The organism is Qipengyuania proteolytica (assembly GCF_019711565.1).
GTDB classification, from domain to species: domain Bacteria; phylum Pseudomonadota; class Alphaproteobacteria; order Sphingomonadales; family Sphingomonadaceae; genus Qipengyuania; species Qipengyuania proteolytica.
In genome coordinates, this window is record NZ_JAIGNN010000001.1 from 687,862 (window position 1) to 702,987 (window position 15,126).

14 protein-coding genes are annotated in these 15,126 nt (G+C 66.4%); 9 read left to right on the top strand and 5 right to left on the bottom strand.

Annotated elements, in window-relative coordinates; genetic code table 11:
- Nucleotides 1-26: 26 nt before the first annotated feature.
- From K3172_RS03295 to K3172_RS03325, 7 genes are all read left to right on the top strand, one after another.
- The gene (locus K3172_RS03295) at nt 27-1,580 is read left to right on the top strand and encodes a class I adenylate-forming enzyme family protein (protein ID WP_221587033.1); all 1,554 of its coding nucleotides are present in this window, start codon (nt 27-29) and stop codon (nt 1,578-1,580) included.
- A 101-nt stretch (nt 1,581-1,681) separates the two neighbouring features.
- Nucleotides 1,682-3,715, top strand: coding sequence for a toll/interleukin-1 receptor domain-containing protein (locus tag K3172_RS03300; protein WP_221587034.1), 2,034 nt, complete (start codon nt 1,682-1,684; stop codon nt 3,713-3,715).
- A gap of 32 nt (nt 3,716-3,747) precedes the next feature.
- Complete coding sequence (locus K3172_RS03305; protein WP_221587035.1) at nt 3,748-4,275, top strand: hypothetical protein; 528 nt, start codon at nt 3,748-3,750, stop codon at nt 4,273-4,275.
- Between the two features lie 393 nt (nt 4,276-4,668).
- Nucleotides 4,669-6,258, top strand: a complete 1,590-nt coding sequence (gene guaA, locus K3172_RS03310; protein WP_221587036.1) for a glutamine-hydrolyzing GMP synthase — start codon at nt 4,669-4,671, stop codon at nt 6,256-6,258.
- Between the two features lies 1 nt (nt 6,259).
- Entirely contained in the window at nt 6,260-6,970 is a 711-nt protein-coding gene (locus K3172_RS03315) for an endonuclease III domain-containing protein (protein WP_221587037.1), read from the top strand.
- A 61-nt stretch (nt 6,971-7,031) separates the two neighbouring features.
- Entirely contained in the window at nt 7,032-8,168 is a 1,137-nt protein-coding gene (locus tag K3172_RS03320) for an alkene reductase (protein WP_221587038.1), read from the top strand.
- Between the two features lie 3 nt (nt 8,169-8,171).
- Nucleotides 8,172-8,825, top strand: a complete 654-nt coding sequence (locus K3172_RS03325) for an endonuclease III domain-containing protein (RefSeq protein WP_221587039.1) — start codon at nt 8,172-8,174, stop codon at nt 8,823-8,825.
- Here K3172_RS03325 and K3172_RS03330 read toward each other — a convergent pair.
- The 4 genes from K3172_RS03330 to K3172_RS03345 form a co-directional block, all read right to left on the bottom strand.
- Nucleotides 8,809-9,774 carry an oxidoreductase gene (locus tag K3172_RS03330; RefSeq protein WP_221587040.1) on the bottom strand — a complete coding sequence of 322 codons (966 nt, stop codon included), beginning with the start codon at nt 9,772-9,774 and terminating at the stop codon, nt 8,809-8,811. The two genes, K3172_RS03325 and K3172_RS03330, sit on opposite strands and share 17 nt — an antisense overlap.
- Nucleotides 9,775-9,852: 78 nt before the next feature.
- Entirely contained in the window at nt 9,853-10,275 is a 423-nt protein-coding gene (locus tag K3172_RS03335) for a hypothetical protein (protein WP_221587041.1), read from the bottom strand.
- 74 nt (nt 10,276-10,349) lie between these two features.
- The gene (gene tldD / locus K3172_RS03340) at nt 10,350-11,771 is read right to left on the bottom strand and encodes a metalloprotease TldD (RefSeq protein ID WP_221587042.1); all 1,422 of its coding nucleotides are present in this window, start codon (nt 11,769-11,771) and stop codon (nt 10,350-10,352) included.
- A 41-nt stretch (nt 11,772-11,812) separates the two neighbouring features.
- Nucleotides 11,813-12,073, bottom strand: coding sequence for a zinc-finger domain-containing protein (locus K3172_RS03345; protein ID WP_221587043.1), 261 nt, complete (start codon nt 12,071-12,073; stop codon nt 11,813-11,815).
- Nucleotides 12,074-12,127: 54 nt separating this feature from the next.
- Between K3172_RS03345 and K3172_RS03350 the strand changes: the two genes are divergently transcribed.
- The gene (locus K3172_RS03350; RefSeq protein ID WP_221587044.1) at nt 12,128-13,066 is read left to right on the top strand and encodes an ABC transporter ATP-binding protein; all 939 of its coding nucleotides are present in this window, start codon (nt 12,128-12,130) and stop codon (nt 13,064-13,066) included.
- 13 nt (nt 13,067-13,079) lie between these two features.
- Here K3172_RS03350 and K3172_RS03355 read toward each other — a convergent pair whose 3' ends face one another.
- A complete protein-coding gene (locus K3172_RS03355; protein WP_221587045.1) occupies nt 13,080-13,268 on the bottom strand; it encodes a hypothetical protein in 189 nt (62 codons plus the stop codon).
- Between the two features lie 137 nt (nt 13,269-13,405).
- Between K3172_RS03355 and nadB the strand changes: the two genes are divergently transcribed.
- The gene (gene nadB / locus K3172_RS03360) at nt 13,406-14,989 is read left to right on the top strand and encodes an L-aspartate oxidase (protein ID WP_221587046.1); all 1,584 of its coding nucleotides are present in this window, start codon (nt 13,406-13,408) and stop codon (nt 14,987-14,989) included.
- The last annotated feature ends 137 nt before the right edge of the window (nt 14,990-15,126 follow it).

Genomic DNA, 15,126 nt, shown 5'->3' on the forward strand with positions numbered 1-15,126 from the left:
GGAAAACGCTGCGATAGTCTGCGGAAATGGGAGAGACACAGACAGCAGCGCTGACCGAACCATTCGGCAGCTTTCCGCAGATCATCGCCGACAACGCCTCGGCGCTCGGCGATCAGGTTGCACTGCGCGACGATGAGGGCGAGCTCGGCTGGGCCGAACTCGGCGACCGGGTCGAGCGGATCGCGGCGCGCTTGCAGGACGACGGGTTGGCGCGCGGGCAGTCGGTCGCGATCCTCGGTTATTCCTCGATCCCCTATGCGCTGGTGTTCCTCGCCGCAGTGCGCGCGGGCGGGGTGGCGGCGCCGCTGACAACGAGCGCCAGTCCCGAGCAGCTGGCGGGCATGGCAGCGGACTCGGGCGCGAAGCACATCTTCATCGACCGGGCCAAGCTTGCCGAATTGGGAGACGACTGCTTTCCCGGGATGGTCCGGGTAGTGCTGGACGAGGATGTGGACGACTGGATGGCGCCCGCAGGCACCAAGGCAGCGGCTTTCGATCCGCAGCCCGGCGATCCCTTCAACATCATCTATTCCTCCGGCACGACCGGCGTTCCCAAGGGGATCGTCCATTCACACCAGATGCGCTGGCGGCAATTCGCGGCGACCGCTTCCAGCTGGCTGGAGAATGGCCTGCCGGTGCGCAGCCTTGCCTCGACGCCGCTCTATTCGAACACCACCATGGTTGCCTTCCTCCCGCCGCTGCTGGCCGGCGGCACGGTCCGGGTAATGCGCAAGTTCGACGTGCTGCGCTGGCTGGAATTCGCGCAGGGCGATCGGACAACGGTGACGATGCTGGTGCCCGTGCAATACCGCCGCCTGATGCAGGAACCGCGCTTCGACGATTTCGACCTGTCGGCGCTGCAACTGAAATATTGCACCTCCGCGCCCTTCCCGGCGCACCTCAAGCGCGAGGTGCTCGACCGCATGCCCGGCGCGCTGATCGAGATCTATTCGATGACCGAGGGCGGGGTCGTCTGTCTGCTGGAAGCACACAAGTTTCCCGACAAGCTGCACACCGTCGGGCGGCCGGCACCGGGCAGCGAACTGAAGGTGCTCGACGACGAGGACCGACCGGTCGCGCCGGGCACGCCGGGCAACCTGATCGGCCGCAGCCAGACGATGATGATGGGCTACAAGAACCAGCCCGAGAAGACGCGCGAGGGCTACTGGAGCGATCCGGAGACCGGCGAGGTGTGGCAACGCATGGGCGATATCGGGCGCGTCGATGCGGAAGGGTTCGTCGAACTGGTCGGCCGCGCGAAGGACATGATCATCTCGGGTGGATTCAACATCTTCCCGGTCGATCTGGAGGACGAGCTGGCCAAGGAAGCGGATGTCGTGGAAGCGGCGGTGATCGGCGTGCCGAGCGAACGGTGGGGCGAAACCCCGGTCGGCTTCGTGACGCTGAAGCCCGATGCGCGCGGTTGCGATGCGATCATGGCGGCGGTCAACTCCCGGCTCGGCAAGACCCAGCGCCTCGCCCAGCTTCATGCCATCGCGGACATGCCACGCAGCCATATCGGCAAGCTGCTCAAGACCGAATTGCGCGAGGAGGCGACTCGGCGCGGCCTCCCGGCCTGACCGGCCCCATTTGCAATCCGCCCGTCCGGCGCGGATAGTGGGCGCAACAACAGAACCTCCCCTTCGAGTCGCTTGCCGCACGCCGAATTGGGGGGCACGACTTGGAGCAGCGCCGCTACAAGGCATTCCTGAGCTACAGCCATCGCGACCGCGAGGTGGCCGAGTGGCTACACGAGCGGCTGGAAAGCTACCGCCTGCCCGAGGAAATCGCCGAGGACGGGGAGGGCCTGCGCCCGATCTTCAAGGACCGCGAAGAGCTGCCGGCATCGCAGAACCTCGGCGCCGCGATCGAGAGCGCGCTGGCGGCCAGCGAAGCCCTGATCGTCCTGTGCTCGCCTGCCGCCGCCGTCTCGCCCTGGATCGCGCGGGAAATCGAGCTGTTCCGCGCAGGTCATGGCGACGACCGGATCTTCCTCGCCGTCGTCGATGGCGAGCCGCCCTACAACATTCCGCCCGCGCTGCTGGTCCGCCACGAGAACGGCGAGCCGACCGACGATACGATCGAGCCGGTGGCGGCGGATCTGCGCCCGCAGGCGGACGGTCGCAAGCTCGGCATGCTCAAGCTGGCGGCCGGTCTCGCGGGTGTCGGGCTCGACCGACTGGTGAACCGCGAAGCGCACCGGCGGCATCGCCGGATGGCGGTCACGGCGGGGGCGTCCTTCGCCGGCATGGTCGTCGCCATCGCCCTGGCGCTGTTCGTCACGCAGCAGCGCGATGTCGCGCGGGCCGAGCGCGCGGAAGCGAACGGCCTCGTCGAATACATGCTCACCGATCTGCGCGAACAGCTGGAACCGGTCGGGCGGCTGGACCTGCTCGACGGGGTGGGGTCGCGTGCGCTCGACTATTACGCGCGGCAGAAGATCGAGAACCTTACGCCGGACGAGCTCGGCCGAAGGGTGAAGGCCGTGCAACTGGTGGCCGAAGTCCAGAACCTGCGCGGCAAGAACGACGTCGCCCTGCCGGCCGTCCGCGAAGCGGCGCGGACCACGGGCGAGCTGCTGGCGCGCAGCCCGGACGATCCCGAGCGGCTCTTCGACCATGGGCAGAGCCTCTACTGGGTCGGCTATCTTGCCTGGCAGCGCGGCGAGCTGGCCGAGGCCAAGCGTGCGCTGGGCGAATATGCCGCAATCTCGCAGCGGCTTGCCCGGCGCGATCCGAAGAACCTCACATGGCAGATGGAAGAATCCTACGCGCTCAGCAATCTGGGAACGCTGGCGGTCGGCGAGGGGCGCTACGAAGACGCGCTGCCGCAGTTCGAGCGCAGCGTTGAGATCGTCGAAGGGGTTGCGGAGGCCGAAGGACGGCCTGCGGCGCGCGTGATCGAGCTGGGCGAAGGGCTCAGCTGGGTGGCGACGACGCGGCAGTATCTGGCCGATTTCGCAGGTTCGGCGAGAATCCGCCGCGAGGAGATCGCGCTCTATCGCGAGGTGCTGGCGAAGGACCCGAACAATTACGACGCCCGCCGTATGGCGATCTTCGCACGGCAGCGGATGGGCTGGCTGCTCGCCCTCTCGGGCAAGCGCGGCGAGGCGCGGAGCGTGCTCGACCTGGCCGCGCGCGAGGCCGATGCCGTGATCCGCCACGATCCGGAGAACACCGTCAGCCGCGAAGTCGCGATCGGCGTCTTCCTCGAGCGCGGGTTCCTCAACTGGCGCGAGGGCAAGGTCGCCGCGGCCACGTCCGATTTCGATCGCACGCAGGCGCTGGTCGACGATCTGCGCAAACGCGATCCGGAACACGCCAGCTGGAATGTCGAACGCCCCGCCGGCCTCCAGCTGGCCCGCGCGCTGACCGACCGGGCCGACCAGTCGCCCGCGGCCCTCAAGGCGCTTGCCGCGCGCTGGCTCGAGAAGCTCGATCCGGACGATCCCGACCACGTCTGGCCGATCGTTGCCGCGCATATCGTCGAAGCATTGGCGAATGCCCGCAGCGGAGACCCGGAGGGCGAAGCGACCGCCTATGCGCGCGCGCTGGCGGTGGACGACAGACGTAGCGGTTTCAACATCAACGCCACGGCCTTGCGGGCGGTAGCGGCCGAACGGCTCGGACAGAAGGCACTCGCGACGCGGCTCAGGGCGCGCTTCCGGGCCAAGCAGATCGATCCGGCAATCGACGACCGGATAGCGGGCGCATGAACCCTGCAGACAGCATGGAAGGGAGAAGCGGGATGGTACTCGAAGTCAAAGTGAACGTCTTCGTGCGCGATGTGAAGGAGAAGGGCAACACCGGGGAATATGAAGGGAAGTTCCACTTCCAGCAGGTCCTCCCGCTCAAACCCACGATCGTCCACAAGAACGGCACGGTGAACCTCAAAAAGGCAGGGGTGACCGAGGAAGTCGCGATCACCTACGTCTGGTGCTCGCCGGCGGTCGAGCTCGATGGAGAACTGGTCCCTACCAGACTGGCCGAACCGGCGGGCAACAGCTTCTGGGTCTTGCCGAATGACGCCAAGCCCGGCCCATCGCATGGGGCAAAGTCGTCGGGCGAGGTGATCACGGTCACTGGCGGCGCGACCATCGACGACCTGGTGATGCATGACACCAATGCCATCGGGAAGCACTTCACCTATTGCTACGCGGTGAAGCTGGGCATCGTGGGCGAACCATGGCTCGTGTGCGACCCCAAGATCATCAACACCGGCTCCACGCGAACCCTCTATTCCTACAGGCCGGATTCGGGAGATGCGGCTGCCTGAATGCGGTCGATGCGCTTCGAGGCGCGGTGCCGGTTCCGGGGGGGGGGGGAGGGGAGAGGAGGAACCGGCAGCCGCGTCTCTACTCGCTGCCATATCGCCTTGCCGGGCGGCGGGGCCGGAAGAGCCGGGCCGCGGGGCAAGGAAGGCCAGTCCGGGCGGGCGCTCATTGGGGGAGGAGGCGCGGGCCCGACTGTTCTTGCTCCGGAAAGGCGCTAGGAGATCGCCGTGCTTCCGAATGTGAGACTGTAATAATATTACGGTTCCGCGAACAAAAGTGAGAAAACGGAGAGGGGTGTTGCGTTTGGCGCAACGATCGCGCAGCCCTGTCTTTTGTCGCGCCGGCATGGTCCTGCCGCTGGACAGAACACCGGCCCCTGCCTAACCGCTTGCGCCATGGACGACGCACACATTCCCGATTCCATCCTCCCAGACACTATCCTGATCGTCGATTTCGGCAGCCAGGTCACCCAGCTCATCGCCCGCCGCGTGCGCGAAGCCGGGGTCTATTGCGAGATCGCACCCTTCACGCAGGCCGAGGATGCGTTTCTTCGCCTGAAGCCGAAGGGCATCATCCTCTCCGGCTCGCCAGCCGGGGTGCCCGAGGAAGGCAGTCCGCGCGCGCCGGAAATGCTGTTCGAGGCAGGCCTGCCGATCCTCGGCATCTGCTACGGCCAGCAGGTTATGAGCCACCAGCTGGGCGGCGAGGTCCGCCCCGGGCACGAGACTGGCGAAGGCGGCGAATTCGGCCGCGCCTACCTCACGGTCACGAAGGATTGCGCCTTGTTCGACGGCCTCTGGCAGGTCGGCGAGCGCCACCAGGTGTGGATGAGCCACGGCGACAAGGTGACGAAGTTCGCCCCCGGCTTCGATATCGTCGCGATTTCCGACGGCGCGCCCTTCGCGGTGATCGCGGACGAGAGCCGCAAGTTCTACGGCACCCAGTTCCATCCCGAGGTCGTCCACACGCCCGACGGCGGCAAGCTGATCGCCAATTTCGTGCGTCACGTCTGCGGGCTCGCGGGCGACTGGACCATGGCCGCCTATCGCGAGACCAAGGTGCGCGAGATCCGCGAGCAGGTGGGTGACGGCAAGGTCATCTGCGGCCTCTCCGGCGGGGTCGACAGCTCGGTCGCCGCGATCCTCATCCACGAAGCGATCGGCGAACAGCTGACCTGCGTCTTCGTCGACCACGGTCTCTTGCGCCTCAACGAGCGCGAGCAGGTCGAGACCATGTTCCGCGACCATTACAACATCCCGCTCGTCGTCGTGGATGCCGAAGAGCTGTTCATGAGCGGCCTCGCAGGCGTCACCGACCCCGAAGCCAAGCGCAAGTTCATCGGCAAGACCTTCATCGACGTGTTCGAGGCCGAGGCGCAGAAGATCGGCGGCGCGGACTTCCTCGCGCAGGGGACACTCTATCCCGACGTGATCGAGAGCGTCAGCTTCACCGGCGGGCCGAGCGTGACGATCAAGAGCCACCACAATGTCGGCGGCCTGCCCGAGCGCATGAACATGCAGCTGGTCGAACCCCTTCGCGAACTGTTCAAGGACGAGGTCCGCGAACTCGGCCGCGAGCTTGGCTTGCCCGACATGTTCGTCGGCCGCCACCCCTTCCCCGGGCCGGGCCTCGCCATCCGCATCCCTGGCGAGGTCACGAAGGACCGCTGCGACATCCTGCGCAAGGCCGACGCGATCTATCTCGACGAGATCCGCAAGGCTGGCCTTTACGATGCGATCTGGCAGGCCTTCGCCGTGCTGCTGCCGGTCAAGACCGTGGGCGTGATGGGCGATTATCGCACCTACGACAGCGTCTGCGGCCTGCGCGCGGTGACTTCGACCGATGGCATGACGGCGGACGTCTACCCCTTCGACGCGAGCTTCCTAACCGGTTGCGCGACTCGCATCGTCAACGAGGTGCAGGGCATCAACCGCGTCGTCTACGACTATACCTCGAAGCCGCCGGGCACGATCGAGTGGGAGTAAGTTGCAGCTAGACCTCGGCTCCGACCCGCGCACCGAGACGCTGCGCCGCCTGCAGGCGCTGCTGGTCCAGCGCTTCGGGCGGATCGAGCGGGCGGCGGCGGAATGGCGCAGGCCCGAGTGGGTGCTGGTGCAGGGCGTCATTGGCGCGCGGACCAAATCCGAGGTCTCGAATGCGGCGACCGACCGGCTGCTCAGGCGCTACGGCTCGTGGGAAGAAGTGGCGCAGGCTCCGCTCGATGACCTCCAGGCCGAGCTTGCGACGCAGACCTATCCCAACATCGCCGCCGAGCGGCTCAAGGCGAGCCTCACCGCGCTGATCGAACGACGCGGGGCGGTCGACCTGGCGCATCTCGCCGAGATGGAGACTCTGCCCGCCATGCGCTGGCTCGAACAGCTTCCCGGCATCGGTCGCAAGATCGCCGCGGGCGTGATGAATGCCTCCACGCTCGACCGGCGCGCGATCGTGCTCGATGGCCATCACACCCGCATCCTCCAGCGCATGGGGCTGGTCCCGCCCAAGGCCAGCACCGATCGCGCGTTCGAGGCGATCATGCCGGTCATGCCGGAAGAATGGGACGGTGGCGATTTCGACGAGCATCACCTGCTGATGAAGAAGCTCGGGCAGACCTCCTGCCGCCCGGCATCGCCCGATTGCGCGCACTGCCTCGCGCTGTCGCTATGCAAGACCGGGCAGGCGCGCGCCGGAGGTTGATTTTCGGAACGCAGCGCGGCCCTGTCCCGTTGGGAGGAAAACCCCCTCAACGGAGATATCCATGCCCAGCAACGCCCCCCTCTTCGACCCCGTCACCATCGGCGCCTTCGAGGCGCCCAACCGGATCTTGATGGCGCCGCTGACGCGCAGCCGGTCGACCGCGAAGACGAACGAGCAGACGGGCCTTCATGCCCTCTATTACGCCCAGCGCGCGGGTGCCGGCCTGATCGTCAGCGAAGCGACGCAGATCAGCCACCAGGGTCAGGGCTATGCCTGGACGCCCGGCATCTTCACCGACGCGCAGGTCGAAAGCTGGAAGCCGGTGACCGATGCGGTCCACAATGCGGGCGGGCGGATCGTCTGCCAGCTGTGGCACGTGGGCGCGGTCAGCCATCCGGTCTTCCAGCCCGACGGCGGCGCGCCGGTTTCGTCCAGCGCCTGGACGCCCGAAGGCGAGGCGTTCGTGGGCGATCGCCATCCCGACGGCCCGCAGGTGCCGTTCGAGGAAGCGCGCGCAATGACCAAGGAAGACATTGCGAAAGTGCTCGAAGATTACAGCCATGCCGCGCGATGCGCCGCCCAGGCCGGGTTCGACGGGGTGGAGCTGCACGCGGCGAACGGCTATCTGATCGACCAGTTCATGCGCTCGGGCGTGAACCGCCGCGAGGACGAATACGGCGGCAGTCTCGACAACCGCCTGCGCCTGCTGGGCGAAGCCATCGAGGCGGTGCTGGCGGAGCTGCCCGCCAACCGCGTCGGCGTGCGCCTGACCCCCATCGGCGGGGCCGGCGGTAGCGCGGACGAGAACCCGGGCGAAACCTATCCCGCCGCGGCAAAGCTGCTGGCCGGGCGCGGGCTCGCCTATCTCCACACGGTCCGGGCCACCGATCACGGCGGGGCCGACGGCGAGAAGGGCAAGGGCGACCAGATCATCCATGACATGCGCGCAGCCTTCGACGGGCCGTTCATCGCCAATGGCAATTTCACGCCGGAGATGGCGGCGCAGTGGGTGGCCGACGGTCATGCCGATGCCATCGCCTTCGGCCGGATGTTCATCGCAAATCCGGATCTGCCCGCGCGCATCGCGCAGGACGGTCCGTACAACGAAGACGATCCCGACACCTATTATGGCGGCGGGGCCGAGGGCTACACCGACTATCCGAGCCTGGAAAAGGTCGACGATCCGATCCCGGCCTGACCCTTGCTGAGCGAGGTTCAGGTCGAGGGGGTCTATCGCATCCTCGCCAATGAAATGCCCGGGCGAACGCGCGGGGCCAAGGGCCCGAAAGGCCAGCCCGACGCGTTCCGCTCGTGCATCTCGTGCATGCTTTCGGCCCAGTCGCTCGACCGAAATACGGCATCGGCGGCGCGCGCCCTGTTCGCGCTTGCGACGACGCCCGAGGAGATGCTCGAGCTCGACGACCGCGCCATTGCCGCTGCGATCAGGCCTTGCGGTCTCTACAACATGAAAACGCGCAATATCCGGGCCTTCTGCGAGGCGCTTATCGCCGAACATGGTGGGGTGGTGCCCGATACGCGGGCGGAGCTGCTGAGCCTGCCGGGGATCGGCCGCAAATGCGCCGATATCGTGCTGAGCTTCACCTTCGGGAAGGACGTGATCGCGGTCGACACGCATGTGCACCGTGTGTGCAATCGCATCGGCCTGACAGAGGCGAAGACGGCGGACAAGACCGCGCAGCAGCTCCAGGATCGCTCACCGGAATGGGCGCTGCGCGACGGGCATTTCTGGCTGATCCAGTTCGGCAAGCGCATCTGCAGTGCCCGAGCCCCGAAATGCGCAGGCTGTCCGGTCAACGACCTGTGCGAATATTATGCGGCTAGCCGGGGAAGCTGACCCCGGTCATCTCTTCGGACTTGCGCCACAGCGCCTCGGCCAGGTTCTCGTCGCGGACATGCGGGCACACCCCGCCGGCGCGCGGATTCTCGGGATCGGCGGGTTTGGCCACATCGCAATCCTCGCAATAGACTCCGCCCATGCCATCAAGCAGCGGCGAGACCGCGCACCAGACGCTTGTTGCGGCGCCTTCCTCGGTGGACTTGAAGGCTTTGTGGACGTTGCCCTCCTCGTCGTACCAGCCCATTGCCTTCTGCTCCTCCATCGTGAGGTGGCGCTGGAGCGGGGTGGCGATGCCGCCCGGGTGCACGGCGAAGGCGCGCACGCCCTTTGCCTCGCCGAATTTGTCGACCTGCAGCGCGAACAGCGCGTTGGCCGATTTCGCCTGCCCGTAGGCGAGCCACTTGTCATAATCGCGCGCCTTGAAATTCGGATCGTCGAGATCGAGCCCGCCGAGCCGGTGGCCGATCGAGGAGAGCACGACGACCCGCGCCCCGCCGCCCGCGACCAGCAGCGGCCACAGCCGCGCGGTGAGCTGGAAATGGCCGAGGTGGTTGGTGGCGAACTGCATCTCGTAGCCGCGGGCATCGCGGGCGAGCGGGCTCGCCATGATGGCGGCGTTGTTGATCAGGATATCGATCGTGTCGGTTTCACCCGCGACCGCCTCGGCGAAGCTGTCGATCGAGGCGGGATCGGAAAGGTCGAGCGCGAGGATCGCGATCTCGCCCTCCATCCCGTCCAGCACCTCATGCGCGGCATCGGCCCGCCGTGCCCCGACCAGGACCCTCGCACCGGCACCGGCGAGTGCGCGGACGGTTTCGGTGCCGATGCCGGAATAGCCGCCAGTAACAACCACGGTCTTGCCCGAAAGGTCGATTCCCTCGGCCACCTCTCGCGCGGTCGAGCGGTAGCCGAAGGGCGAATCTACGGGGGTCTGCGGACTGATCATAGGGGTCTCCTCTCGAAAACCCCTATGCGCGCTGCGGGTTGGGCCTGCCAAGCTCCGCCGCGCTGGCTGCCGCTCGGTTCAGCCTTCGCCCTCGCTCTCGGGCACGCGATAGGGGATGAAATCGTCGAGGAAGATCACGCCCGAGAAGAAGCCGCCAAAGCGTTCGCGCAGCGTGATCTGGTCGGTGCGGCAGAGGCTGCTGCCGTCGAACCGCTTGATCACCATGATCTCGTCAGAATCGATCTGGTCGGGCGAACGCGTGTAGTTCACCCAGATCGTGTTGCCCGACTTGTAGACGAGCGCGGTGCCGTCGATCTGCTGGATGTTGCGGCTGCCGAAGGTGCGGATGCAGTTCTCCGGCTCTCCGGCCACGCGGCCTTCGAGCATCCTAGCGAGCTTGGCTTCGCCCTTGGTCATTTCGGCTTCGCCATGATCGTCCGCAAAGGCGGGCGCGGCGAGCAACGTCAGGGCGGCACTGGCGGCAATCAGGGGTTTGAACATGGCGAGTCTCCTGTGACTTGCGACGGTGTAATCGAAAACGCCTGAACCTGCGATGAGTTGCCTTCCCGGCGCGGTCAGGCGGTGCCGCCGACCGTGATGCCGTCGATCAGGAGCGTCGGCTGGCCGACGCCCGCAGGCACGCCCTGCCCGCCCTTGCCGCACATGCCGATGCCTTCGTCGAGCGCCATGTCGTTGCCGATGCCTGTGACGCGGGTGAGCACGCTCGGCCCGTCGCCGATCAGCGTCGCGCCCTTGATCGGCGCCACGATCCTGCCCTTCTCGACCTTGTAGGCTTCGGTGCAGGCGAAGACGAACTTGCCGCTCACGATATCGACCTGGCCGCCGCCGAAGCTGGTAGCGTAGATACCGTCATCCACACGGCTCAGCAGCTCTGCGGGATCGTCCTTGCCGCCCTGCATGAAGGTGTTGGTCATGCGCGGCATGGGGGCATGCTGGTAGCTTTCGCGGCGGCCGTTGCCGGTCGGCTCCACCGCCATGAGGCGCGCGTTGAGGCGGTCCTGCATGTAGCCCTTGAGGATGCCGTCCTCGATCAGCACGGTCTCGCGCGTGGGCGTGCCCTCGTCGTCGATGGTGAGCGAACCGCGCCGTTCGGCGATGCTGCCGTCGTCGATCACGGTCACGCCGGGGGCAGCGACGCGTTCGCCGATGCGGCCGGAAAAGGCGCTGGTGCCCTTGCGGTTGAAATCGCCTTCCAGCCCGTGGCCGACAGCCTCGTGCAGCAGGATGCCGGGCCAGCCGGGGCCGAGCAGCACAGTCGTTTCCCCTGCCGGTGCTGCAACGCTTTCGAGATTGACCAGTGCCTGGCGCACGGCCTCGTCGACCGCGCGCATCCATCGGCCCTCGTCGAACAGGCGATCGTAGAGATAGCGGCCGCCGAAGCCGAAGCTGCCGGTCTCGCGGCGGCCGTTCTGCTCCGTGACCACCGAGACGTTTAACCGCACCAGCGGGCGGATGTCGCGCGCGGTGAAGCCGTCGGCGCGAATGATGTCGACCACGCTCCAGCTGGCCGACAGACCGGCGGTGACCTGGGCAACGCGCGGGTCCTTGGCGCGGGCGACGGCGTCGATCTTTTCGAGCAGCGCGACCTTCTCGGCGAAGGGCACGAGATCGAGCGGGCTGGCGTCGGTGTAGAGATGCGTGTTGGTGCGCACCGGCGGGGCGCTATGCGGCGATTTGGTCGCATCGAGTAGCTGCAAGGTCTCGCCCGCGCGGGCGATGGCTTTCGCGCTGATCTCGTTGGCATGCGCGAAGCCGGTGGTCTCGCCAGCGACGCCGCGCAAACCGAAGCCCGAATCGCGACTGTAATCGGCTGTCTTGAGTCGTCCGTCGTCGAACGCGAACATCTCGCTCGCCATGAACTGGAGGTAGAGCTCGCCATCGTCGCACGGCTGCAGGAGCCGTGCCGTCAGCGCAGTCGCTTCTTCGGGGTCGAGATGGCTGTAGAGCAGGGCGTGCGGGTCATTCGCGTCGGTCATGCGCCCCTATGTAGGTGCACCGCGCCCGTTACGCGAGGGGCTTAGCGATGACCCGGGTCGCCGCCTTCGGAAATGTCCATGAGCGTCGACTGGTCGACGCCGTCCGCCGGCCCGCCTTCGAGCACGAAGCGCCGGTCGCAATAGCCGCAGTCGACATAGCCGTGCTCGTCGATCTCGAGATAGACCTTGGGGTGGCCGAGCGCAGCGGCGCGATAGTTCTCGCCCGTGCGGATGTCGGTTGCACCGTCGCACCACACGCGGCGCGTGGTGACCTTGGATACTTCGGGGGGAGGCAGGCTCATGCCGAGCGCCGATAATGGGTTTTTATGTGGGCCTCAAGCGCCTAGGTGAACCGCATGACCACTCCGCCCGCCATTCGCATCGACAATCTCGTCAAGGAATACGCCCCCCCGGGGCCGGGAGAGAAGCCAAAGCTGGCGCTGAAGGGGGTGAGCTTCGACGTGCCGCAGGGCGGCATCTTCGGCCTACTAGGCCCGAACGGTGCGGGCAAGTCGACCCTGATCAATATCCTCGCCGGGCTGGTCACCAAGACGAGCGGCAGTGCGGAAATCTGGGGCTTCGACATCACCGAGAACCCGCGCAACGCCAAGCGCAGCATCGGGATCGTACCCCAGGAGATCGTTTTCGATCCCTTCTTCACGCCCTTCGAAGTACTCGAGAACCAGGGCGGCTTCTACGGCATCCCCAAGTCAGAGCGCCGGAGCGAGGAGCTGCTCAGGGCGGTCCACCTGTGGGACAAGCGCGATGCCTATGCGCGCACGCTATCGGGCGGGATGAAGCGGCGCCTGCTGATCGCCAAGGCCATGGTCCATTCGCCGCCGATTCTCGTGCTCGACGAACCGACCGCCGGCGTCGATGTCGAGCTGCGTCGCCAGCTGTGGGAACTGGTCACCGAACTCAACCGCGAGGGCGTGACCGTGGTGCTGACCACGCACTATCTCGAGGAAGCCGAGCAGCTGTGCGACCGGATCGCGATCATCAACCACGGCGAACTGATCGCGGAAAAGCCGACCCGCGAACTCGTCGGCATGGCGCGCGAAAAGGTCGTTTCCGTCACGGTCGACAAGGACCTCGGCGGGCCGATCCTCGAGCAAGGCTTCGTGCGCGCCGAGGTGATCGAGCCGCGCAAGCTCGAGATCACCTACGACCGCGACAAGGCGAGCGCCGGACAGGTGCTCTCGATCGTGCAGTCGCACGGCTATGCGATCGAGGATGTGACCACCCGCGAGGCAGATCTGGAAGACGTGTTCGTCCAGCTTACCGGCGCGGGCTAGTCCCCAACCAACCTCAGTATATGGCGCGGCGGCCCAGCCCCGCATCCTTGACCCGCATCGCGGCCCAGTTGTGCGGTTCGATCTCTTCCAGCGGCGTCTTGCAGTTGCGGCAACGCCCGACCTGCTGCCCGCCGGCGCGTTTGACGCCTTCGCGGTCCACCTTGTGCTTCCCGAACGCGCAGGCGATTCTATTCAGTCCCATGTGAATGCGACCCTCCGATCCCGTTGTTTTATCCCCTGTCGATTCGTCCCTTAACCCTATGCGCGGCCAACTGAAGTTGTCCTGCGCCGAAGCGTTCCCTGCTTGCCGCATGGCGAATGCGGAGGCATGACGCGCGCATGACAACGACACATGACGTTCTCGTGATCGGATCGGGCGCTGCGGGCCTGACGGCGGCTTTGGCCTTGGCCGAGCGCAGGAAAGTGCTCGTGCTCGCCAAGGGCGATCTGAGGAGCGGGTCGACCGCCTGGGCGCAGGGCGGTATTGCCGCAGTGCTGGACGCGGGCGACACCTTCGAAAACCATGTGCGCGACACCATGATCGCCGGCGCGGGCCTGAACGATCGCGAGACGGTGGAGTTCGTGATCGAACGCGCGCCCGCCTCGATTGACCGGCTGTGCGAGCTGGGTGTGCCGTTCAACCGCGAGGAAGGCGATCTTCACCTGACGCGCGAGGGCGGACATTCGCATCGCCGGATCGTCCACGTCAACGATGCGACCGGCTGGGCGGTGCAGGCGGCGCTGCTCAAGGCGGCGGAGGAAAATCCGAACATCACGCTGCTGCCCGGCCAGAGCTGCGTCGACCTGATCACCGGGCGCAACCAGAAGGATTATTCAGGGTCCGGCCGGGTGTGGGGCGCCTATGCGCTCGACGAGGGGAGCGGGAAGGTCGTCACGCATGTCGCACGCGCCACCGTGCTGGCGGCGGGCGGCGCGGGCCGCGTCTACCTGTTCTCCACCGCGCCGCGCGGCGCGACGGGTGACGGGATCGCCATGGCCTGGCGGGCGGGCGCGCGCGTTTCCAACATGGAGATGATGCAGTTCCACCCGACCTGCCTCTACAATCTGGAGGTCAAGAACTTCCTCATCACCGAAGCGGTGCGCGGCGAGGGCGGGCGGCTGTTCAACCCGGTCACGGGCGAACGCTACATGGAGAAGTACGACCCCGAGCGCATGGAACTTGCCCCGCGCGACATCGTGGCGCGCGCCAACGACGACCAGATCAAGCGCTACGGCCTCGACTACGTCCATCTCGACATCAGCCACCAGCCGCCCGAATTCGTGATGGAGCATTTCCCCACGATCCACGAGAAGCTGCTGGGCCTCGGCATCGACATGACCAAGGGGCCGATCCCGGTGGTGCCCGCGCAGCACTACACCTGCGGCGGCGTGAAGATCGGGCTCGATGCCAGGACCGACCTGCCGGGCCTTTGGGCCGCAGGCGAATGTACCGAGAGCGGTCTCCATGGCGCGAACCGCCTTGCCTCCAACTCGCTGCTCGAGTGCTTCGTCTTCGGCGAGGCGGCGGCGAAGGACATCCTCGAATGCTGGGACAAGCTCGACGACCCGCCCGAAATCCTGCCGTGGGACGAAAGCCGCGTGACCGATTCCGACGAGGAGGTGGTCATCAAGCAGAACTGGACCGAAATCCGCCGCTTCATGTGGAACTATGTCGGCATCGTGCGGACCACCAAGCGACTGGAGCGCGCGGCGCACCGCATCCGCATGATGCGTGACGAGGTCGAGGATTATTACGGCCACTTCCGGGTCACAACGGACCTGATCGAACTGCGCAACCTGCTCGAATGCGCCGACCTGATCGTGAAGAGCGCGCTGCGTCGGCACGAGAGCAGGGGACTGCATTTCATTCTCGATTATCCGGAAACAGACACGGTCGCACGCGACACGGTGCTGGTGCCCTGACGCCTCGCCGCTAATCGATCACATATGTCGCTGATGGACATGAATTGCCCATCCATCGACTTGCGGTTGTAACTTAGTTTCGAAAATGGTCTCCACGAAGACGGAAATTGTCGCAGAGCGCGGCAGTCCGATCGACC